Annotated in this window: 21 protein-coding genes and 1 riboswitch; of the genes, 13 read left to right on the top strand and 8 right to left on the bottom strand. The window is 67.3% G+C overall.

Going from position 1 to position 19,039, the window contains the following annotated elements:
* Positions 1-34: 34 nt before the first annotated feature.
* Positions 35-523, top strand: a complete 489-nt coding sequence (locus O9335_RS07215; RefSeq protein ID WP_298385751.1) for a TOBE-like domain-containing protein — start codon at positions 35-37, stop codon at positions 521-523.
* Positions 524-550: 27 nt separating this feature from the next.
* Here O9335_RS07215 and O9335_RS07210 read toward each other — a convergent pair whose 3' ends face one another.
* The gene (locus tag O9335_RS07210) at positions 551-856 is read right to left on the bottom strand and encodes a hypothetical protein (RefSeq protein ID WP_298385747.1); all 306 of its coding nucleotides are present in this window, start codon (positions 854-856) and stop codon (positions 551-553) included.
* 72 nt (positions 857-928) lie between these two features.
* Here O9335_RS07210 and O9335_RS07205 point away from each other — a divergent pair, with 72 nt between their 5' ends.
* Entirely contained in the window at positions 929-1,237 is a 309-nt protein-coding gene (locus O9335_RS07205; protein WP_298385744.1) for a hypothetical protein, read from the top strand.
* Positions 1,238-1,313: 76 nt separating this feature from the next.
* Here O9335_RS07205 and O9335_RS07200 read toward each other — a convergent pair whose 3' ends face one another.
* Positions 1,314-1,607 (bottom strand): type II toxin-antitoxin system RelE/ParE family toxin, encoded by a 294-nt coding sequence (locus O9335_RS07200; RefSeq protein ID WP_298385741.1) that lies wholly within the window; start codon positions 1,605-1,607, stop codon positions 1,314-1,316.
* Entirely contained in the window at positions 1,608-1,868 is a 261-nt protein-coding gene (locus O9335_RS07195; RefSeq protein WP_298385738.1) for a type II toxin-antitoxin system ParD family antitoxin, read from the bottom strand.
* A 268-nt stretch (positions 1,869-2,136) separates the two neighbouring features.
* Here O9335_RS07195 and O9335_RS07190 point away from each other — a divergent pair, with 268 nt between their 5' ends.
* Complete coding sequence (locus O9335_RS07190) at positions 2,137-2,850, top strand: YafY family protein (protein WP_298385734.1); 714 nt, start codon at positions 2,137-2,139, stop codon at positions 2,848-2,850.
* 527 nt (positions 2,851-3,377) lie between these two features.
* On the opposite strand, the gene O9335_RS07185 is transcribed toward O9335_RS07190, so the two are convergent.
* The 3 genes from O9335_RS07185 to O9335_RS07175 all read right to left on the bottom strand — a co-directional run bounded on the left by O9335_RS07185 (position 3,378) and on the right by O9335_RS07175 (position 5,538).
* The gene (locus O9335_RS07185; RefSeq protein ID WP_298385730.1) at positions 3,378-4,334 is read right to left on the bottom strand and encodes a CysB family HTH-type transcriptional regulator; all 957 of its coding nucleotides are present in this window, start codon (positions 4,332-4,334) and stop codon (positions 3,378-3,380) included.
* Positions 4,335-4,487: 153 nt separating this feature from the next.
* Positions 4,488-5,357 carry a glutathione-dependent disulfide-bond oxidoreductase gene (gene yghU, locus O9335_RS07180; RefSeq protein WP_298385728.1) on the bottom strand — a complete coding sequence of 290 codons (870 nt, stop codon included), beginning with the start codon at positions 5,355-5,357 and terminating at the stop codon, positions 4,488-4,490.
* Between the two features lie 34 nt (positions 5,358-5,391).
* Positions 5,392-5,538: a hypothetical protein gene (locus O9335_RS07175; RefSeq protein ID WP_298385725.1), complete on the bottom strand. Its 147-nt coding sequence runs from the start codon at positions 5,536-5,538 to the stop codon at positions 5,392-5,394.
* A gap of 62 nt (positions 5,539-5,600) precedes the next feature.
* On the opposite strand from O9335_RS07175, the gene O9335_RS07170 reads away from it, so the two are divergent.
* From O9335_RS07170 to O9335_RS07130, 9 genes are all read left to right on the top strand, one after another.
* Positions 5,601-6,260: an HAD hydrolase-like protein gene (locus O9335_RS07170; RefSeq protein WP_298385722.1), complete on the top strand. Its 660-nt coding sequence runs from the start codon at positions 5,601-5,603 to the stop codon at positions 6,258-6,260.
* A gap of 16 nt (positions 6,261-6,276) precedes the next feature.
* Entirely contained in the window at positions 6,277-6,525 is a 249-nt protein-coding gene (locus O9335_RS07165; protein ID WP_298385719.1) for a VF530 family protein, read from the top strand.
* 57 nt (positions 6,526-6,582) lie between these two features.
* Complete coding sequence (locus tag O9335_RS07160; RefSeq protein ID WP_298385715.1) at positions 6,583-7,209, top strand: hypothetical protein; 627 nt, start codon at positions 6,583-6,585, stop codon at positions 7,207-7,209.
* A 245-nt stretch (positions 7,210-7,454) separates the two neighbouring features.
* Positions 7,455-7,865, top strand: a complete 411-nt coding sequence (locus O9335_RS07155) for a GntR family transcriptional regulator (protein ID WP_298385712.1) — start codon at positions 7,455-7,457, stop codon at positions 7,863-7,865.
* 17 nt (positions 7,866-7,882) lie between these two features.
* Positions 7,883-8,794, top strand: a complete 912-nt coding sequence (locus O9335_RS07150; RefSeq protein WP_298385709.1) for an ABC transporter ATP-binding protein — start codon at positions 7,883-7,885, stop codon at positions 8,792-8,794.
* Entirely contained in the window at positions 8,760-10,568 is a 1,809-nt protein-coding gene (locus O9335_RS07145) for a hypothetical protein (RefSeq protein WP_298385706.1), read from the top strand. The genes O9335_RS07150 and O9335_RS07145 overlap by 35 nt, the downstream gene beginning before the upstream one ends.
* A gap of 11 nt (positions 10,569-10,579) precedes the next feature.
* Positions 10,580-10,754, top strand: a riboswitch (yybP-ykoY riboswitch).
* 13 nt (positions 10,755-10,767) lie between these two features.
* The gene (locus O9335_RS07140) at positions 10,768-11,337 is read left to right on the top strand and encodes a TMEM165/GDT1 family protein (RefSeq protein WP_298385702.1); all 570 of its coding nucleotides are present in this window, start codon (positions 10,768-10,770) and stop codon (positions 11,335-11,337) included.
* Positions 11,334-12,974 (top strand): phosphoethanolamine transferase, encoded by a 1,641-nt coding sequence (locus tag O9335_RS07135; protein WP_298385699.1) that lies wholly within the window; start codon positions 11,334-11,336, stop codon positions 12,972-12,974. Before O9335_RS07140 ends, O9335_RS07135 begins: the two co-directional genes overlap by 4 nt.
* Positions 12,975-13,057: 83 nt before the next feature.
* Positions 13,058-13,828, top strand: coding sequence for an SDR family NAD(P)-dependent oxidoreductase (locus O9335_RS07130; protein ID WP_298385696.1), 771 nt, complete (start codon positions 13,058-13,060; stop codon positions 13,826-13,828).
* Here the strand turns inward: O9335_RS07130 and O9335_RS07125 are convergent.
* Both O9335_RS07125 and O9335_RS07120 read right to left on the bottom strand, forming a co-directional pair.
* Complete coding sequence (locus O9335_RS07125; protein WP_298385754.1) at positions 13,815-14,186, bottom strand: DUF5329 family protein; 372 nt, start codon at positions 14,184-14,186, stop codon at positions 13,815-13,817. The genes O9335_RS07130 and O9335_RS07125 overlap by 14 nt on opposite strands.
* The gene (locus tag O9335_RS07120; RefSeq protein ID WP_298385693.1) at positions 14,186-14,755 is read right to left on the bottom strand and encodes a thymidine kinase; all 570 of its coding nucleotides are present in this window, start codon (positions 14,753-14,755) and stop codon (positions 14,186-14,188) included. The genes O9335_RS07125 and O9335_RS07120 overlap by 1 nt, the downstream gene beginning before the upstream one ends.
* 284 nt (positions 14,756-15,039) lie before the next feature.
* Here O9335_RS07120 and O9335_RS07115 point away from each other — a divergent pair, with 284 nt between their 5' ends.
* The gene (locus O9335_RS07115; protein ID WP_298385690.1) at positions 15,040-18,990 is read left to right on the top strand and encodes a hypothetical protein; all 3,951 of its coding nucleotides are present in this window, start codon (positions 15,040-15,042) and stop codon (positions 18,988-18,990) included.
* Positions 18,991-19,039: the final 49 nt, after the last annotated feature.

The raw sequence follows: 19,039 nt of genomic DNA, 5'->3' as shown, positions 1-19,039 counted from the left end.
GGAAATTTGAATGGCCCGATATGGGGAGTATTCAGTGGCCACTGACAACGTGACCAGCGTGTTCGTCACCCACGACCAAGAAGAAGCCATGGAGGTGGCCGACCGCATCGTGGTCATGAACGAGGGCCGCATCGAGCAAGTGGGCACGCCCGACGAGGTGTACGACCACCCGGCCACGCCCTTCGTACTGCAGTTCCTGGGCGACGTGAACCTGTTCCATGGCCGCACCGACCACACCCCCGGCGCGCCCTCGAGCGAGGCCGACGTGGTGTACGTGCGTCCGCACGAGCTGGAGATCTTGGGCGAGCCGGCCGAGGGCGCTTGGGCCGCCACGCTGTCGCAAACGCTGACCGTGGGCGCGCAGACGCGCATCGAGTTCAAGCGCGAGGGCGCCGACGGCTACCTCGACGTGGAACTGCCCCGCACCGAGTACACCGCGCTGCGCGAGCGCCTGAAGCTGGAGCGAGGCAGCCGCGTGTGGCTGCAAGCCCGGCGCGTCACGCGCTTCGAGACCGCCGCCTGAGGGCGGCGGGCCAGCGAAGGGATGCGGTCAGATCCGCTTCTCGAAGTGGCCAGCATGCAGTGTTGCAGGGTCGATGAGCACCATCACGCTGGCCAGCGCGGGCTCGCGCTGACTGCGCTCCATCGCGGCGGTGGCTTGGTCGAGGCTGTTCCACTCCACCACGTCGGTCCAGCGGGACTGCTGGGGGTCGTGGAAGCTCTGCCGCGACAAGAAGCCTGGCTGCGTGGCAGCCCAGACACCCAGGGCGTTCATGGCCTCCGTCTGGCGCTCCAGTGTGACGTCGGGCAAAAACGCGAAGTGGACGATTTCGAAGCAGGTGTGGGTCGAGGCCAAGGCGGTCTCCAGTGAGTTGAGGGAGTCGGAATGCTCTCCTCCATTGATGCCAACTCATGGCACTATTGAGCCATGGGCACCACAGCTGCCGGTCGAATCACGGGTCTCCTGAGCGACGGTCAGGTCTGGACGGGGCAGTTGCTGGCGCAGCGTTCGGGCTTGAGCCTACGCACAGTACGGCGGGCGGTGGCAGCGCACAAGCTGGCCCGGCTGATCGACGCGATGTTGACCCGAGGCCAGCCCTACGCCGACCAGGGGCAGGCGTACTGCGAGGAGCGATACCGCGAGCGGGTGGTGGCCAACCTCACCCGGCGGGCGCAGCAGTTGGGGCTGAATCGGGTGCCCTTGGCCGGGGCATCGCCACAAACAACAACGGCCTGAGCGGGGCCCAGGCCGTTACAAATCAGGTCAATGAAATCAACTACTTGGAGGGATTTTCTTGAGAGGCCGCATCGGGCTACTGCGGAAACTGGTGATCAGTGTCTCGCGAGCTGTGAAGAACGCGAACAACGTCGATTCCGTCGGGCGTTGGTATGAAGAAGACCACATAGCGGCCGAACGGCATGCTTCTAAGACCGGACGCAAGTTCGTCACGTGGGCGCCCGATGAGTGGTTGCGTTGCCCAGAGACTGAGCTTCTCGTCCAGACGATCCACCCAACGGTCTGCTTCGACGAAGCTGTCGTCGGCGATGAAGTCCCAAATGTCGAGTATGTCCGCGGCGGCTTGCGGGCGACGAGTTGCCTTGGCCATTCAGGCGGCGCCTGCCTTGGAGGTGCGCCGCGCCCGAGCCGTAGCCTTGACCTCTGCAGCGTTCCAATCTGCGCTGGCCCCACTCTCCAGGCCGCGCCGGACATCACGGCGAAGCTCTTCGAGCTTCGCCTCGCGTAGACGATCCTGCTCCTGCATGAGGCGAAGAGCTTCTCGCACGACTTCGCTAGCAGACGTGTACAGACCGGAGCTGACTTTGGCTCGAACCAAGTCTTCAAGCTGAGGCGTCAGGTTGACGTTCATTCCCATGGTTCACCCCTTCGAAAGGACAGCTGATCCTAGCAAAAGATGTCAAAGACTGACATGCCGCAGCCCGGGTCAGAAGGGGCAGAGCGAGCCCCTCGGGTGTTGGCTATGCGGCCCAACGTTTGAGTTATTGATCCGGCCCTTTCGCACTTGAAGTTTGCTGAGTCGCCCCCGTGTCGGATTCATGCAAGCAACCGACATCCAGTGAGTTGAGGGAGTCGGAATGGTCTCCTCCATTGATGCCAACTCATGGCACTATTGAGCCATGGGCACCACAGCTGCCGATCGAATCACGGGTCTCCTGAGCGACGGTCAGGTCTGGACGGGGCAGTTGCTGGCGCAGCGTTCGGGCTTGAGCCTACGCACAGTACGGCGGGCGGTGGCAGCCCTGCGCGAGGCTGGCGTGGCCATCGACTCGGACGTCGGCCGTGGCGGCGGGATTCGCATCGGTTCCCGGAGTGCGCTCCCCAGTATCCGGCTCTCTCACCGCGAGGCCATTGGCATGCTGTTCGCGCTCGCCGTCGCCGAATCGCTGGGCCTGCCCATGCTCGGCGGCGGGCTCGCCAGCCTGCGCCAGCGGCTGTCGTCCACGTTCGCCCCCACCGAACGAACCCACGTGCAGCGGCTGCGAGAGCGCATCCTGGTGGGCCGCCCAGCATCAGAATCGATTCGCCGCACTTGGCACGAGCCTGACGCAGGCCAGACCCAGCTGCTGCAGGAAGCCTTCATCTCGTCGCGGGTCGTTCAGTTCCATTACAGGGCCCGTGATCAACGCCTCTCGCTGCGCCGAGTGGAGCCGCAGTGCTTGTTGCTCAACCACCCGGCTTGGTATTTGCTGGGATTGGATCGCGACGCAGCGGCCGGCCGGACATTTCGGCTGGACGGCATCGAGCGGCTGCAGATGCTGGACGAGGGATTCGTCCAGTTGCCCCTTCGGCAACTGGCGCCCGAACTCGAAGGTTTCTTCCGGCCCGTGTAGCTGGGTTGCTCCTGCCCATCACCCCGTGGGAAGGGGCGGCGCCAGCCCCTCTGGAGGGCGAGGCAAACCAAAAGCTTGCGCCCTTGCCCCGGGCTCATTCGTTCGGCTGCTCAGATTTGGATTCGCGCCGACATGAGGTGGTCGGCATTGATGTGCTGCGCTGCCTGCAGGGCCAGCACGGGCCACAGCGCTGTACCGGGCTGCACGCATCCCGGCACTGACCACCGGCGGTTTTGGGTCCGAATGGATCGCCCCAAGGCCATCAAGGCCACGGCACACCATCTGGCGCGGCAGAGCTGAGTCATGCTCACCAAAGGGCCGGGCGACGAGGAGGCCGAGCAGGAGGCCTTCGAGCAGAACGACCGCGAGCACGTGCTACGAGCTGCGCCCTACCGCGCCCGCCGCCTGGGCTTCGAAATCACCCTGAACGACCCGGGGCACGCTCAAGCCGTTGTTGTTGGCGGGGCCGCTCCGGCCCAGGGCACCAATTGCGACCCCCGCGCTCCTGGTCATGCGCCTGCCGCCGATCAGAGATCGATCACCGTGCCAGGCGGGCTGTCCATGGCCGCCAGCACCACCTCGGGGGTGAGGGTGGGGGCGAAGGTCTGGATGAAATCCAGCACGTAGCTGCGCAGGTAGGCCCCGCGCTTGACCGCCACCCGCGTGGTGTTGAGGGCGAACAGGTGGCCGGCGTCGATGGCGACGAGGTGGCGGTCGCGAGCGTCGTCGATGGCCACCGAGGCCACCACGCCAACCCCGATGCCCAAGTCCACGTAGGTTTTGATGACGTCGGCGTCCATGGCCGAGAGGACCACCTCGAAGCGCAGGCCCGCACGCTGGAAGGCTTCGTCGATGTGGCTGCGGCCGGTGTAGCCGGGCTCGTAGGTCACCAGGGGGTGGCGGGCCAGCGCTTCCAACGTGAGGGCCTCGCCCCGCGCTTGGGCTTGCGCCAATGGGTGTTCGGGCGGCACCACGACCACGTGCGTCCAGCGGTAGCAAGGCAGGGTCACGAGGTCGGGGTAATCGGCCAAAGCTTCAGTGGCCACGCCGAGATCGGCCTGGCCCTTTAGCACCCATTCGGCGATTTGACGCGGCGAGCCCTGCTGCAGGTGCAGCGCCACCTGGGTGTGCTGGTCGCGGAAGTCGCGCACCGCGGTGGGCAGCGCGTACCGGGCCTGGGTGTGCGTGGCCGCCACGGCCAGGGTGCCAGCGTCGCAGGCGGCGAACTCATCACCGACGCGCTTGAGGTTGTCGGCCTCCAGCAGCAGGCGCTCGATGATGGGCAACGCCACCTCGCCCGGTGGCGTCAAGCCCAAAAAACGGCGGCCCGAGCGACGGAACAAGCTCACGCCCAGTTCGTCCTCCAACTCCTTGATCTGCCGGCTCACGCCGGGCTGCGAGGTGTGGAGGGTGTCGGCCACCGCCGTCAGGTTGAAACCCTGGCGCACGGTTTCGCGCACCGAGCGCAGTTGTTGAAAGTTCATGGCCAGCGTCCTGGGGGGCGCCCTGGCTGGGCGCGGCCGGCCAGTCTGACCGCGCCCATTCATGAGTTCAACGAAGCTTTTTGCGCTTGCTTATTTCCAAATCAACTAAAGACCGGGGCGGACTCCGAATGCCGACCCGGGGCTCCCGCCCTTTCAAGCCATCTTGTCCTGCGTGCGGGTGTCGAAGTCGCTCGCGTCGTGGCGCTCGTGCAACTGGCTGGCCGGCTCGCCAAACAGCCGGTTGACTTTGCGACCGCGCTGCACCGCCGGACGTTGGGCGATGGCCTCGGCCCAGCGCTGCACGTGGACGTACTCGTGCACGCTGAGGAACTCGGCGGCGCCGTACAACTGCCCTTGCACCAGTTGCCCGTACCAGGGCCAGGTGGCGATGTCGGCCACGGTGTAGGCCTCGCCCGCCAGGTAGGGGCGCTCGGCCAGCAGGCGGTTGAGCACATCCAGTTGGCGCTTTACCTCCATGGCATAGCGGTTGATGGGGTACGCCTGCTTGGTGGGCGCGTAGGCGTAGAAGTGGCCGAAGCCGCCGCCCAGAAAAGGCGCGCTGCCCATTTGCCAAAACAGCCAGCTCAAGGTTTCGGCGCGTGCCGCGCCCTCGGTGGGCAACAGGGCATGGCCGAATTTCTCGGCCAGGTAGACCAGGATGGCGCCCGACTCGAACACGCGCACCGGCGCGGGGCCACTGCGGTCGAGCAAGGCGGGGATCTTGGAGTTGGGGTTGATGGCCACGAAGCCGCTGCCGAACTGCTCGCCCTGGCCGATGCGAATGGGCCAGGCGTCGTACTCGGCACCGGTGTGGCCCAAGGCCAGCAGTTCTTCCAGCATCACCGTGACCTTGACACCGTTGGGCGTGGCCAGTGAGTACAGCTGCAAGGGGTGACGGCCCACGGGCAGGTCTTGGTCGTGGGTGGCACCCGCCACCGGCCGGTTGATGCTGGCGAAGGCACCGCCGCTGCCGGTGTCCCAGGTCCATACCGCGGGCGGGGTGTAGTCGGAGGGTTCGGTCATGGGCTGCAGAGGGGGTGGCCGATCGTGAGGGGTCTCAAGGCTTTTTCGGGATGCTGGGCTTCTTGGGTGGGGCGGCCTCGCCCTTGGGCGCTTGGTCGCCGAGCACGCTCTTGAGCGGGCACACCTTGAAGGCAGGGCATTTGGCGCAGCCCGCGACCACGGCAATGGGGCAAATCGTCATGGCAAATCCCACGAAACATCAGAAGCAGCCAGTATGGGCCGACCCCAGGAACAATGCCCCCCATGCAGACCCCCATTCCTCCAGGCACAGCCCCCCGCGAAGTGCTGGTGTTCGACCTGGATGGCACCTTGAGCGACCCGGCCGAGGGCATCGGCAAGAGCTTCGACTTCGCCTTGCGGCGCCACGGCCACCCGCCGCTGCGCGCCGACCAGGTTTCTTTCGTCATCGGCCCGCCGCTGGACGTGTCGTTTCGGGCGCTGACGGGCGTCGACGACGCCGGGCACCTCAGCGCCCTGGTCGCGGCGTACCGCGAGCGCTACGCCGAGGTGGGTTACGCCGAGAACCGGCTGTACCCCGGCATCCCGGACGCCCTGGCCGCGCTGCGCGGAGCCGGTCGCCGTTTGGGTGTGTGCAGCTCCAAGCGGGTGGACTTCTGCGAACAGATCCTCGCCCTGTTCGGTTTGCGCGCGCACTTCGACTTCGTCAGCGGGGGCGATGTGGGCGTGGCCAAAGCCCAGCAGCTGGGCGAACTCTTGGCGAGCGGTGCCATCGGTGGGTGCGCCACCATGATTGGCGACCGCGCCGTTGACGTGCAAGCTGCCCAGGCCCACGGACTGGCCTCGGTGGGTGTGCTGTGGGGCCACGGCTCGCGCTTGGAGCTGGAACAGGCGGGAGCCCAGCGCCTGTTGGCCACGCCGAACGACTTGCTGACCTTGGCCTGAACGGAACCTGCCCCGCATGAACACGCCCGCCGCCTCCAAAGACCCGCTGCACGGCCTGACCCTGGCCCGGATGCTGGAGGACCTGGTGGACTTCTACGGCTGGGACGGCTTGGCCGATCGCATCCCGCTGCGCTGTTTTGCGGTGGAGCCCAGCTTGAACTCCAGCCTCAAGATGCTGCGCAAAACCCCCTGGGCGCGCGCCAAGGTCGAAAGCCTGTACCTGTTCACGCTGCGCGAGTCGCGGCGCTCGCAGCGCGACCGCTAGCGCACTGACGACGCACCTGGGCAGCCATCAGCATCCATCTCCATTTCGGGAGGCGCCGTGGTCAAGAAGTTGGAGATGCAGCAGCCGGTGTCGGTCAACAACCCCTGTCCCTTCCTGCGCGCCCTTGTGGCCTCGGGCAAGCTGGCCGACGCACGAGAACCGCTGGCCAAGGTGGCGGCCGTTGTGGCGGCTGCAGCCAGTGCGGGCGATGGCCAGCCGGTGCTGCCCCGTGCCGCCATCTACGCGATCGCCTCGGTGGGCAATGGCCTAGGCCCCGGGGCGCTCCTCGAAGCCCAACTGCACGGCTTGCAGCTCAATGCTTTGCGCGGTGGGCCGCTCGACAAAAAGGGCGTGGGCTCCGGCATCCTGGACACCCACGGCGGCATTGATGCCAGCGAATTGGCAAGGCTCGCCGAGTTTGCGACGGAGCATCTGCCGCACGATGGCGCGGCGGAGCCGGGCCTGGACCTGGCAGCGCTCACCACCTACATGGATGCCAACTTCGAGCGCGCTGCCGGCCGCAGCCGTTACATCGATCGCACGCTGATGGTCGGCGAGTGGCCGGTGTTGCTGAAGGTGATGGGCCGAGAAGGGCGCGCCGGCCGGTACCTGAGCCTGCAAGAGGTGACCGATCTGTTCGTGAGGCGCCGCTTCCCGGCTCGAATGACCCAGAGGATGCCCTGACTCAAGGCTGAGTGGGGCGGCGGCCGGCAAACAGAGTGTCAAAACCGATCGGAGCACTGCTCAAGCAGGTTCTTGAATTGGCTGCAGCGACCTGAGTTGGCGCCTGAGGCGCGTCGAATTCGGTGACCTTAGACAGTTCATGGCAGCGCGCACCACCAGCCTATGCAAGCGCTGAGTGTTTGCACTTGCCAAGTCAGCCTCAGTCGCTTATGCTGTACTACATATATTAGTACGGTTAGAACAGCATGACACGACCCACTCCCCTGCTGCTACAGATTCAGCCAGGCGACGCTCGACCGCTGATGCGGCAAATCGTCGATGGCGTACGCCGCCAGGTAGCCGCCGGCGAACTGCCAGTCGGCGCACTCCTGCCGAGCGTTCGCTTACTTGCGCAGCAACTGGTGATCAACCCGAACACCGTGGCCAAAGCCTATGCCGAGCTCTGCGCCGAGGGCTGGCTGGAATCGCGCCCCGGTCTAGGCCTGTTCGTCGCCGTGGCCCGAGAACGCCTCAGCCAGGCCGAACAGCAGCGTCGTCTGAATGCTGCTTGCAGTCGCTTTGTGGACGATGTAATCGGCCTGGACTTCAGTCCGGAGCAAGTCTGCGAACGCATGCTCGACGAGCTTCGCCCGTTTGGCGCCAGGCGGGCGGGATGAGCACGAGAAGCGATTGGGTGATCGAGACCTGCAATTTGAGCCGCCGCTTTGGTACCAAGCTGGCGCTTGATGCTCTGGACCTGCGTGTAGCCCGCGGCGGCGTGCACGCCATCGTCGGCGCCAACGGAGCCGGTAAGTCGACCCTATTCCGTATCTTGCTGGGCTTTATGACGCCGGACTCCGGCGGCGCCCGAGTACTAGGGCTCGAAAGTGCAGGGCTACGTGCCGAAGACCGCGCGCGCATCGGCTTCGTCAACGAGGAGCATCAGCTTCCGAGTTGGATGCGCGTCGCCGAGTTGATCGCGCTGCAGCGTCGCCAGTACGCTGCGCGCTGGTCGGATGCACCGCTCAACGAAGTGCTGGCCTACTTTCAGGTGCAAGCCGATCAGCGCGTCGCTCAGCTATCACGCGGTGAACGCGCCGGCCTAAGCCTGGCCCTGGCGCTCGCTCAAGGACCGGAGCTTCTGCTCCTCGACGAACCCACTCTGGGCCTGGACATGGTGGCCAAGCGCGCGTTCCTTGAGGCACTGCTACGCGTAGGGCTGGAGCAGGACTGCACTGTCATCTACTGCTCGCACCTAATGGACGAGATCGAACGCCTTGCCGAGCAGTTGATCGTCATCGAGCGCGGCCGACTGCGCTACCAGAGCACGCCCGAGGCCTTGTGCGAACGCGTCAGTCTTTGGCAAGTGGAATTTCCCTTTCGCAGCCCGGAACTCAAGGATCTGCCCGGTCTGCTTTGCAGTCAGCCCTTAGGGGCGCTGACCGAGCTGCTTTTCCTAGATCAGAGCGAGGGATCGGTGCGACATGCGCTGCAAGCCCGCGGCGCCGCACGCATGGCGAGCATGCCCGTGGGCCTGGACCGCACGATCAACGCCTTGCTGAGCCAACGCCATGCGCGCCCTGCCGGAGAACTGCTCCATGCTTGATTTGCTGCGCGCCGAATGGCGTCGCTACCGCCTGCCCGCGCTGGGTGTTGGCCTCGCGCACCTGCTGCTGCTCATCTACTTGACCCGGCTGCTCAAGCTGCCCCAGCAAAGTCTCAGCTTTCTGACCCTGATTGGCGCGGTGTACATGATTTCCGGCATGCTGTTCGGTGCCTGGCAGATGCAAGGGCACAGGCGGCCTAGCAGCTGGCTGAGCCTCTTGCACCGGCCGATTTCGCCAGTTCGCATAGGGGCGGCACTGGCCGGCGCTGGCAGCCTGGTAATGCTGCAGACGGTGTTGCTTCCCATCGTGCTGGCGCTGCCCATCATGATCTTCATGGGTCAACCAATTGACACTTTGCATGCAGGACTGGCCGTGCACGCCCTGCTACTTTCGCTTTGCGGTTATCTGACCGGCGCTGCGGCCCTGCTAGGCCCGCTCTGGCGAGGGCTGCCGCTGCTGCCATTCGCGCCGCTGCTGCTGTTCGACTACATCCCCCTGCCGTGGCTGCTTTTGCCAATGATTGCATTCGATCTGCTGTTGCTGGCCGTATTGCTCGATCGTTTCAGGCCCGACCTGGCTGCTCCGCCGCAGCACTTGGGCTCACGTTTGCTGCAGGGCCTGCCACTGCTAATCGCCTTCGCCTGGCTGCTTCAGATGCTGCTGCAAATCCTTGTGCAGGGCATGCTCGCATTGATCGGAACCCATCCATCGCAGGCGCCGGAAAACCCGGAGCAGTTCGAGCACTGGCGCAGGCTGAATGCCACAGAACTTTGGAAGCAAGCCTTGCCGGTGTTGCCGGCGACCTGGACGGCGGCGCAACTGGACGAGGCCGACCACCTGCACGTTCGCTACCCCGGCACCAGCCTGCCGCAACGCCACCAGCCGGCCGCGCCTCGCGCGGGTGGCTTGAACTGGAGTGATCCCAAGCGCGGCTGGACCCTGCTCTTCAGCCACGACACGATGCGCTACCGGGTCCAGGACCCACGGGGACGCCAGCTCGGTTGGCTGGGCGCGGGTTGCCTTACCGAGCAGGCCCAGGACACGCCGGCCTTTGACCACCCGCCCTTGCTGCTGGGTGGCGCGGTCGGCGTAGGCAACCGGCTATGGCGACTTCAGCCGGGAAACGACTGTCTGACGCTGGCCATGGAACTGCCGGCTTCGGCCGGCGCTCTGCAGGCGCTTGAAAGGCAGGGCCGTGCGCAATTGCTGATCGGCACGCAGGCGCTGCTAGGGCTGGATGCGCAGGGCCGGACGCAATGGCAGCTGGCACTGCCGCAAGGGCTTGGCAAGACAGAACACTTCACGCTCAGCCGCCATGCTCAGCGCGACGATGCCTTGCTGGCCATGGTTGAAGGCCGACATCTGCAGCCCAGCCAGCCTCGACTTCGCCTTTGGCACATTGATGGCCAGGGGCGGCTGCACGCCCTCCTCGATCGACCGCTGAAGCCCGACTTCCCGGACTGGTTCGTCTGGGCCGACTGGCTGGTTGCACCAGCCATAAGTACCCTCATCGGCAACTACAAGCAGTGGCTGGAGCGGCAGTTCGGCAGCGCTCATCTGCTCGCCGAAACGCCGCCACGCAGCCCTCGAGTACTCGGGATTGCGCTCGCGCTCAGTGTGCTGAGCGGTTTACTGGCCCTTGCCCTTTCGCGGCGGCGCAGCGGTGGTGGCATAGGCTGGGCCTTTGCCGCAGTGGCCCTCGGACCTGCCAGCTTGGGTGTGCAGGCGCTGCTTCAGGATAGGGTCAGGCCTGGGCCCACATGGTCGCGCTAGCCTAGACTGCAGCCCGAGTCATTGGGGAGTAGCCGCTCGGCGCGCCAAAACGCACCGAGGCTTGCGTCAACACACTGGGTCCGCAGACCCTGGCGCCAGCAGCAGCACCACCGCCCGGCAAGACCTTTGACCACGCGCCGCCGGTGAGGACCGGGCGGCGGGTGGTCATTGCGTCGACGGGTCCTTGGAGTGTTCGGTCATGGAAGCTTTTCTCGTCTCCACCGGGGTCGTGGCCTTGGGTGAAATGGGAGACAAAACCCAACTCTTGGCCATCGTGCTGGCCGCCAAGTACCGCAAGCCCTGGCCCATCGTGGCGGGCATCTTGCTGGCCACCGTGTTGAACCACGCGCTGGCGGGTGCGGTGGGCGCCTGGGTGGCCCGCGCGATGGGCCCCGACGTGTTGCGCTGGGTGCTGGGGCTGTCCTTCTTGGCCATGGCGGTGTGGATGCTGGTGCCCGACCAGGTGGACGACGAAGTGCCCGGCAGCGAGCGCCATTGGGGCGTTTTCGTCACCACGGTGCTGGCGTTTTTTCTGGCGGAGATGGGCGACAAAACCCAAATCGCCACCGTGGCCCTGGCGGCACGCTTCCCCGACTGGCTGGCCGTGGTGGCGGGCACCACCCTGGGCATGATGGCCGCCAACGTGCCCGCGGTGTTCATGGGTGAGGCCATCGCCCGCAAGGTGTCGATGCGGCTGGTGCACGCCATCGCGGCCGGCATTTTTGCGGTGGTGGGCGTGATCACCTTGGTCGGTGGGCTGTCGTGGTGACGGACAGGCTGCGCGCCCCGGCCTCGGTGTCCCTCGTGCGCGCCGCCCTGGTGCTGCTGATGCCTGTGCTGGCTTTGGCATGGGGGCACGCGCCACCTCGGGCGGTGCAAATGGCCTGGCTGCTGGCGCCGGCTTGGGTCGTGTGGTTCTGGCCCTTTCAACGCCCGTGGCCCGTGCTGCGCTGGGGCGTGGGGGTGTGCTTGCTGAGCTTCGTGCTTGACGCCTGGGCGCGCGCCTTCCTTCAGCACACCTACGGGGCGGCTCCCGACAGCAGCGTGGTCGTCACCGCCATGGCCAACGCGACGCCAGGTGAATCCTGGGAGTACCTGCAAAGCCATGCCCGCCAAGCTTTGCCGTGGCTGCTGGCCGCCCTGCTGTCGATGCTGGCTTTGGCCTGGGCCTTGGCCGGTCCGCTGGAGCAACGCCGGGTGCTGCCCGGGCGTGCGTGGGCCATCGGCCTTTTGGTGTTGGCGCTGTTGCCCTACGCGCTGAAGCCCTCCAGACGCTTGCATCCGGCGGTGTTTTGGACCCACTGGGGCGAACAAGTGGCCCGTCTGCAAAACGAATGGCGCGACTTGGCGCACCGCCGGCAAGGCTGGATCGAGCGCGCACAGCGAGAGGTGGAGGTCGCAGGCCCAGGGCCCGCGACGCTGGTCGTGGTGCTGACCGACAGCATCAACCGCGACAACCTGCAGGTCTATGGCTACCCACGCGCCACCGCTCCCGAGTTGGCGGCCCACCAGGCGCGTTGGGGCGCGCAATGGGTCAAGGTGGAGGAGGCTTGGTCGGTCGACGCCAGCACCGTGCCGGCCTTGGCATCCATGTGGCTCCAGGGTCCACAAGGCGAACACCATGTGCTGGCCCTGGCTCGCGCCGCAGGCTACAAGGTCTGGTGGATCAGCAACCACGACGACCTGGCCATCAAAAACCTGCACGGCCGGATGGCCGACGTGCTGGACATGCGCAACCGCGTGCCGGGTCGCAGCACACGCTCGCTGGACGATGTGGTGTTGCCGGCCCTGCAAACCGCCCTGGACGATCCATCGCCCCGCAAGCTGATCGTGGTGCACATTCTGGGCGCCCATCAGCATTACCACGTACGCTTTCCAGAGGGCGCTGACGTTTTTGCCGACGCCAACGACGCCGTGCGCTGCCACATGACACAGCTGGGACGACCCGCTTGGCTGCGCCGGCAACGGGACGACTACGACGCGGCGGTGCGTTTTCACACCAGCGTGGTGGCCCGCACCCTGGACATCACCGTGTCGGCCTCGAGGTCTCGGCCCACGCATTGGATGTTCGTGTCGGACCATGGTCAGGAAGTGGGACACACCTTCCGTCATGCTGGCCACAGCCCAGGCACGGCATCGGGCTACCGCATTCCCCTGTTGATGTGGCGCAGCCCGGACCAGGGGCCGTGGCCCGCTGGCCTGGGACAGCGACCCTTCCGTGCCGATGGCTGGGGGCCCTTGCTGGGCGAGGTGCTGGGCGTGGCTTGGCCTGGCATGGAAGGCCACCGCAGCCTGCTCCACCCCGACTATCGGTGGCAGGCCCCTGAACCGATGCCGATGTGGCACACGACGGCCGCACCACCCGTGTCGGACGAGTGCTTGCGGCAGCACCCGCCCTCCTCCTAGAGCTTGCGTCACATCAACACCGCGAGCATGCCCAAGCCCTAGGCTGTTGATCACGTCAGGGCCACCCGGCCCAGGAGATCGACATGAACCGATTGCAAGGGAAAGTGGCCGCCGTCACCGGCGGGGCCTTGGGCATTGGCGCGGCCTGCGTGCAGCGCTTCAGCGACGAAGGCGCGGCGGTGGCGGTGCTGGATGTGCTCGACCCCGAGGGACAAGCGCTGGTGGACCGGCTGACCGCCCAGGGCCGGCGCATCGCCTACTGGCATTGCGATGTGGCGAAAGAAACGCAGGTGCAGGCGACATTGAACGCCGCGGCAGAACGTTTCGGCGGCCTGCACGTGCTGGTGAACAACGCCGGCATCGCGGGCGCCAGCCAGCCCACCCACGAAACCACCGAGGCCGAGTGGGACCGGGTGCAGGCGGTCAACGTCAAGGGCGTGTTTTTCGGCACCAAGCACGCCATCCCGCACCTGCGGCGCGCGGGGGGCGGCAGCATCGTCAACCTGTCGTCCATCGCGGGCTTGGTGGGGTTGGCGTCGGTGCCGCCGTACCACGCCTCCAAAGGGGCCGTGCGCCTGATGACCAAGAACGACGCGATGCAGTACGCGCCCGAGCAAATCCGGGTGAACTCCATCCACCCGGGCTACATCTGGACGCCGATGGTGGAAAACCACCTGAAGGCCGTGAGCCCCGACCTGGAAGCCGCCAAGGCGGCCGCGGGCGCTGCGCACCCGCTGGGCCGCATGGGCGAGCCCGACGACATCGCCTGGTGCGCGGTTTACCTGGCCAGCGACGAGTCGAAGTTCGTCACCGGCGCGGAGTTCGTGATCGACGGCGGCTTCACCGCGCGCTGACGGCGCGAACGCGCTTCAGGGCCGCATGCAGCCAGGGGCCCGCGGGCTCCACGGCGCCCTGCCCACACTGCACTTGGTACGGCTGGCCGGTGGTGCTGCTGCGGGTGGCGGCTTGGTCGATGAAGTCCTCGGTGCGCGCCAGGGTCGTTCGTTCTTCGATCTTTTTCAGCTTGTAGGTCAGCACCTGCTGCGCTTCGTCCAGCGTGTGCCAGCTGCCGTTGCGCTGAAAGCGGCACTGGGCGCTGCGCAACTCAGCCAGCAGGCCGTCGATTTCCACCCGGGTGGGGGCTGGCGTGGGGCCGGCCCCCGCCCCCGCGCTGACACTCAGGCCGGCCAGCAGCAACAAGGCAAAGCGCATCACGGCCGGCAGGCGTCGGTGTAGAAGCGGTGGGGGCAGACGGCGATGTAGGCCGCATCGCCCCCGATGGACACCTGGTCGCCCTCGTTCACGCGGCGGCCTTCGGCGTCCACCCGCATGTTGAAGCTGGCCTTGCGGCCGCAGGCGCACACGGTCTTCAGCTCCTCGAGTTGGTCGGCCAGGGCCGACAGCGCGAGGGCGCCGGCAAAGCCCTCGCCGCGGAAGTCGGTGCGCAGGCCGTAGCAAATCACCGGCACGCCGCCCAGCACCGCGATCTGGTGCAACTGCCGCGCCTGCTCGGGCGTGAGGAACTGCGCCTCGTCCACCAGCACGCAGGCGGTGCCCGCCGGCAGGTCGGAGGCCTGGAACACGGTGTCGGTGGCGAAGGTGCGCGCGGGGCGCTGCAGGCCCAGGCGCGTGCCCACCGTGCCTTCGCCGTAGCGGTCGTCGATGGCGGCGGTGTAGACCACCACGCTGCGCCCCAGCCGTTCGTAGTTGTGGGCCACGCCCAGCAGGGCCAGGGTCTTGCCCGCGGCCATCGCGCCGTAGCGCCAAAAAAGCTTTGCCATGCAAGGGAGCGGCAGGGACCGCCAGAGAGGAGGATTCGGCGGCGGATTGTCGGCGGCGCCTGCGGGCACTCGGCTCGGCGCGCACCTGTGGCGCGCGGCTGAGCCCGGGTCAGAACCGTCCCAACCGTCAATCCCGACCCCGGCGCCAAATCCTTCACTGCCACTGGGTCCAGAACTGAGCCTGCATCCCTCCCCATTTCCGGGCTTCAAGCCTAAAGTCCGCGGGCGCGGTGCCGAGGATCGGTGGCCGCCCCCCACGAATTCAGCAGCAGGGCGCTTCCGCGATGGCCTCCGTGATTTCCCAGTTGATCCTGGAGGAAATCCCCGAACTCAGCACCGAGTTCCTTGCCCGGCTGACCAGCGAGGACTGGGCCGCGTTTTCGACCGCGCAAATCGTGGCGCTGACCAGCCAACAGGTCGCTGCCCTGCCCTCGCGCGCCTTCACGTTCATGTCCACCGCGCAAGTGGCGGCGCTGGAGACGCAAGACCTGCGCGCCATCTCCACGCTGGGCATCCGCGCCTTGGCCACCGACCGGCTGGACGCGCTGAGCACCGAGCAGATGCTGGCGCTCAGCTCGCGCCAGTTGCAGGCCTTGAGCAGCGCCCAACTGCGCTCGTTCGACAGCAGCGACCTCGCCCACCTGTCCAGCGCGCAAATCGGCTCGCTGCGCTCCACCCAAATCGCCAGCCTGAGCAGCGACCAGGTTCAAGGCTTGCAAACCGACGACATCGCTGCGCTGGGCACCGCTTCGGTGCGCTCGCTCAGCAGCGTTGCGCTGGGCGCCTTGTCCACTGAGCTGGTGGCCCTGTTCAGCACCGGCCAGGTGGCTGCCCTCATGCCCGCGCAGGTGCGCGGCTTGAACTCCGGCCAGTGGCAGGCCATCGACACCGCGCAGTTCGCCGCCTTGAACACCGCCGCGGTGCGCGCCATCACCACCGAGCAAGTGGGGGCCATCTCGGCCGCCCAATGGTCGTCCCTGACCACGGCCCAAGTGCGGGGGCTGAGCACCACCCAGCTTCGCATGCTGGACACGGACGAGATCAACGCCTTGTCCTCCACGCAGTTCGCCGCCTTCACCAGCGTGCAACTGGCCGGCTGGCGCACCGACCAAGTGGCCGCCCTCGAAACCGCCGATGTGCAAAGCCTGGCCTCGAACGCCATCCGCGGCCTGCGCACCGAGCACGTGAACGCCCTCAACACCGAGCAAGTGCAGGCCCTGACCAGCGTGCAAGTGGCCGGCTTGAGCTCGGCCCAACTGCGCGCCTTCAGCACCGAGCAGCTGGCGGCCATCGACGCCGACGACTGGCGCGCCCTCAACACCGCCGCCGTGCGCGGCATGACCAGCGCGCAGTGGGCGGCCCTGAGCCCCGAGCAGCGCGGCTCGTTGGGCTCGCAGCACCTCCGGGCCATGAGCAGCCAGCAGCTCGCTCAGCTCAGCACCGACGAGTTCAACGCCTTCACCAGCAACCAGCTGCAGGGCCTGATGGCCAGCCAGTTGCCCGGCATCGGCACCGACAAGCTGGCCGCCCTGCAGCCCGACGACCTGCCCGGTCTGGGCACCGGCGTGATTCGCGCCCTCAGCACCGCGCAGCTGGCGCTGTTCGGGCCCAGCTTGGTCGGCGCCCTCAGCTCACAGCAAACCGCGGCGCTGAGCACCCAGCAAGTGCGAAGCCTGAACAGCGAGCAACTCGCCGCGTTGGACAGCGACGACCTGCGGGGCATGAGCACGGGAGCGTTGCGCGCCCTCAGCACCGACGCTTGGGCCGCCTTGCGCAGCGACCAGTTGGTGGGGCTGAGCTCGGCCCAGGTGCGCAGCCTGCCCACCGCCACCCTGGCGGCCTTGGGCAGCCAGGACTTGAACGATTTGGGCACCGCGCAGTTCGCAGCCTTCACCACGGCGCAGCTGCTGGCCCTGCGCAGCGACCAGCTCGTGGCCTTGGAAACCGAAGACCTGCGCGCCATCGGCACGCAAGGCATCGTCACGTTCTGGGCCAGCACCCTGGGCGCGCTCAGCACCGACAGCCTGGCCGCACTCAGCACCCAGCAGTTCGCCGCGCTCAGCGCCACCAAGCTGCGCGGCCTCACGCCGGACCAATTGGCGGCGCTGCAGACCGACGACCTGCGCGCCATCACCGCCGCGGCGTGGCGCGGGCTGGACTCGGCGCAGTTCGCTGCCCTGGCCGCCGGACCGCTCCATCAGCTGGCCAGCGCACAGATGTCGGGCATCGCCACCCAATGGCTGGCCGGCTTGGATGGCAGCGCCCTCAACGCCATGGGCACCGAGCAGTTCCGGGGCTTGACCGGCACACAACTGGTGGCCCTGCGAAGCGACCAGCTCGCCGGCCTGGACACCGACGACCTCCAGGCCCTGCAACCCGCCGCCCTGCGCGCCTTGCGTTCCGACCAAATCGGCCTGCTCAGCGGCTTGGCCTTCCAAGCCATGACGTCGGCGCAAGTCGCGGCGCTGACGTCGAACCAAGTGCTGGGGCTGCGCACCGACCAACTCGCGGCCCTCAGCAGCACAGCCATCGGCGCCTTGAGCACGGCCGCGCTGCGCGGGTTCAACTCCGACCAGTTCGACGCCCTCACCAGCGATCAATGGGCCGGGCTCACGCCGGCGCAAGCCGGCAGCCTGAGCACCGCGCAGCTGCGCACTTTGGGCAGCGACGAGCTCGTGGCCTTCTCCTCCGCGGCCTTCGCGGCCTTGGGCAGCCAGCAGGTGGCGTCCCTCCACAGCGCGCAGATCGGCGCCCTCGAAACCCAGGACCTCCAAGCCCTGAGCGTGGGCGCCTGGCGGGGCTGGGGCTCCGCCCAACTGGCGGCCTTTCGCACCGACGCGATCGAAGCCATCAGCACCGCCCAAGCCGCAGCGTTGAGCTCGGCCCAGGCCAAAGGCTGGAGCAGCGAGCAGTGGGCAGCCCTGGCCACCGACGACCTGCGTGCGCTCAACACCTCGGCCCTGTCATCCCTGAGCACCCAACAACTGGCGGGCTGGGACACCGAGCAATGGTCGGCCCTGAGCAGCGCGCAGGCCACAGCCTTGCGCACGCAGCAGATCGCCGGCTTGGCATCCGACGCCTTGGCGGCCCTCAGCAGCCAAGCCCTGGCCAGCATGAGCACGGCCCAGGTGGCGGCTTGGCGCACCGACCAAGTGGCCGCCTTCGACACCAACGACATCCGCTCGCTGACCAGCGTGCAGATGCGCGCCTTCAGCACCGCGCAAATTGCGGCGCTCGACACCGAAGACTGGGCCACCCTGCTCACGCGCCAACTGCAAGCCCTGAGCACGGCACAGGTGACCGCCATCGAAACCCAAGACCTCGCGGCCTTCGGCACCGAAGCCCTGCAGGTGCTGAGCAGCGCGCAGGTTCGCGCCCTGACCACCGCCCAGGTGTTCTCGCTGCGCAGCGACCAGGTGCCGGGCCTGGAAACCGCCGACTTGGCGGCCATGACCATGCCCCAGGTCGTGGCCTTCAACACCGACGCACTGGCGGCCATGAGCTCCCAACAGCTCAACGCCCTGTTCCTGGCCACCCCTCTGGTGCTCGACCTGAACGGTGACGGCGTGCGCACGGTGAGCGCCGCCCAGGGCGTGGCCTTCGACCTGTTGGGCGATGGCGTCACCGCCCGCTTCGGCTGGGTGACGGGCGGCGACGGGCTGCTGGCGCTCGACCGCAACGGCGACGGCCTCATCAACGATGGCCGAGAGCTGTTCGGCTCGGGCACCCGCCTGGCCAACGGCCAGCGGGCCACGGATGGCTACGTTGCTCTGGCCGAACAGGACACCGACGGCGATGGCGACGTCGACGCCCAGGACGCGCACTTCGACCAACTGCGGGTGTGGGTCGACGCCAACCACGACGGGGTGTCGCAGGCTGACGAACTGCACAGCCTGGCCGCGCTGGGCATCGAGCGCCTGGATGCCCGCCCCACCGCCAGCGACGAGGTGCAGGCGGGCAACTGGATCGGGGCACGCTCCCACTTCACGCGCACCGATGGCAGCCAGCACGAAATGGCCGACGTGTGGCTGGCCAAATCGCCGCCGGAGGCGGCCCCAGCGCACGATGAGGTGCTGGCCCCGCCGCCCGAGCCCTTGCCCTTGGCAGGCAGCACGACGGTGCCGACGGTTGGAGCCTCCATCGAGCAGGCGCCGGGGGCGCTGCCGCACGGCATCGGCCCGCCGCCCCGTCCCCACCGCGTGGACGACGACCCGGCGCCGTGGCCCTGGCTTTAGCCTAAAAACAGCAGCTACCCCGCCGCCGTGGGCGACGGGGGCGGGGTTG

This window comes from Inhella sp. (assembly GCF_027532025.1).
Classification (GTDB): Bacteria; Pseudomonadota; Gammaproteobacteria; order Burkholderiales; family Burkholderiaceae_C; genus Inhella.
This window is presented reverse-complemented; position numbering and strand designations above follow the sequence as displayed.

Excerpts from the sequence above, each read along its gene's own strand:
- O9335_RS07145 (WP_298385706.1), top strand. The coding sequence starts at position 8,760 with ATGCGCGCCCTGCCGGAGAACTGCTCCATGCTTGATTTGCTGCGCGCC.
- O9335_RS07205 (WP_298385744.1), top strand. The coding sequence starts at position 929 with ATGGGCACCACAGCTGCCGGTCGAATCACGGGTCTCCTGAGCGACGGT.
- O9335_RS07130 (WP_298385696.1), top strand. The coding sequence starts at position 13,058 with ATGAACCGATTGCAAGGGAAAGTGGCCGCCGTCACCGGCGGGGCCTTG.
- O9335_RS07185 (WP_298385730.1), bottom strand. The coding sequence starts at position 4,334 with ATGAACTTTCAACAACTGCGCTCGGTGCGCGAAACCGTGCGCCAGGGT.
- O9335_RS07195 (WP_298385738.1), bottom strand. The coding sequence starts at position 1,868 with ATGAACGTCAACCTGACGCCTCAGCTTGAAGACTTGGTTCGAGCCAAA.
- O9335_RS07140 (WP_298385702.1), top strand. The coding sequence starts at position 10,768 with ATGGAAGCTTTTCTCGTCTCCACCGGGGTCGTGGCCTTGGGTGAAATG.
- O9335_RS07120 (WP_298385693.1), bottom strand. The coding sequence starts at position 14,755 with ATGGCAAAGCTTTTTTGGCGCTACGGCGCGATGGCCGCGGGCAAGACC.
- O9335_RS07170 (WP_298385722.1), top strand. The coding sequence starts at position 5,601 with ATGCAGACCCCCATTCCTCCAGGCACAGCCCCCCGCGAAGTGCTGGTG.
- O9335_RS07200 (WP_298385741.1), bottom strand. The coding sequence starts at position 1,607 with ATGGCCAAGGCAACTCGTCGCCCGCAAGCCGCCGCGGACATACTCGAC.
- O9335_RS07165 (WP_298385719.1), top strand. The coding sequence starts at position 6,277 with ATGAACACGCCCGCCGCCTCCAAAGACCCGCTGCACGGCCTGACCCTG.
- O9335_RS07115 (WP_298385690.1), top strand. The coding sequence starts at position 15,040 with ATGGCCTCCGTGATTTCCCAGTTGATCCTGGAGGAAATCCCCGAACTC.
- O9335_RS07155 (WP_298385712.1), top strand. The coding sequence starts at position 7,455 with ATGACACGACCCACTCCCCTGCTGCTACAGATTCAGCCAGGCGACGCT.
- O9335_RS07190 (WP_298385734.1), top strand. The coding sequence starts at position 2,137 with ATGGGCACCACAGCTGCCGATCGAATCACGGGTCTCCTGAGCGACGGT.
- yghU (WP_298385728.1), bottom strand. The coding sequence starts at position 5,357 with ATGACCGAACCCTCCGACTACACCCCGCCCGCGGTATGGACCTGGGAC.
- O9335_RS07125 (WP_298385754.1), bottom strand. The coding sequence starts at position 14,186 with ATGCGCTTTGCCTTGTTGCTGCTGGCCGGCCTGAGTGTCAGCGCGGGG.
- O9335_RS07175 (WP_298385725.1), bottom strand. The coding sequence starts at position 5,538 with ATGACGATTTGCCCCATTGCCGTGGTCGCGGGCTGCGCCAAATGCCCT.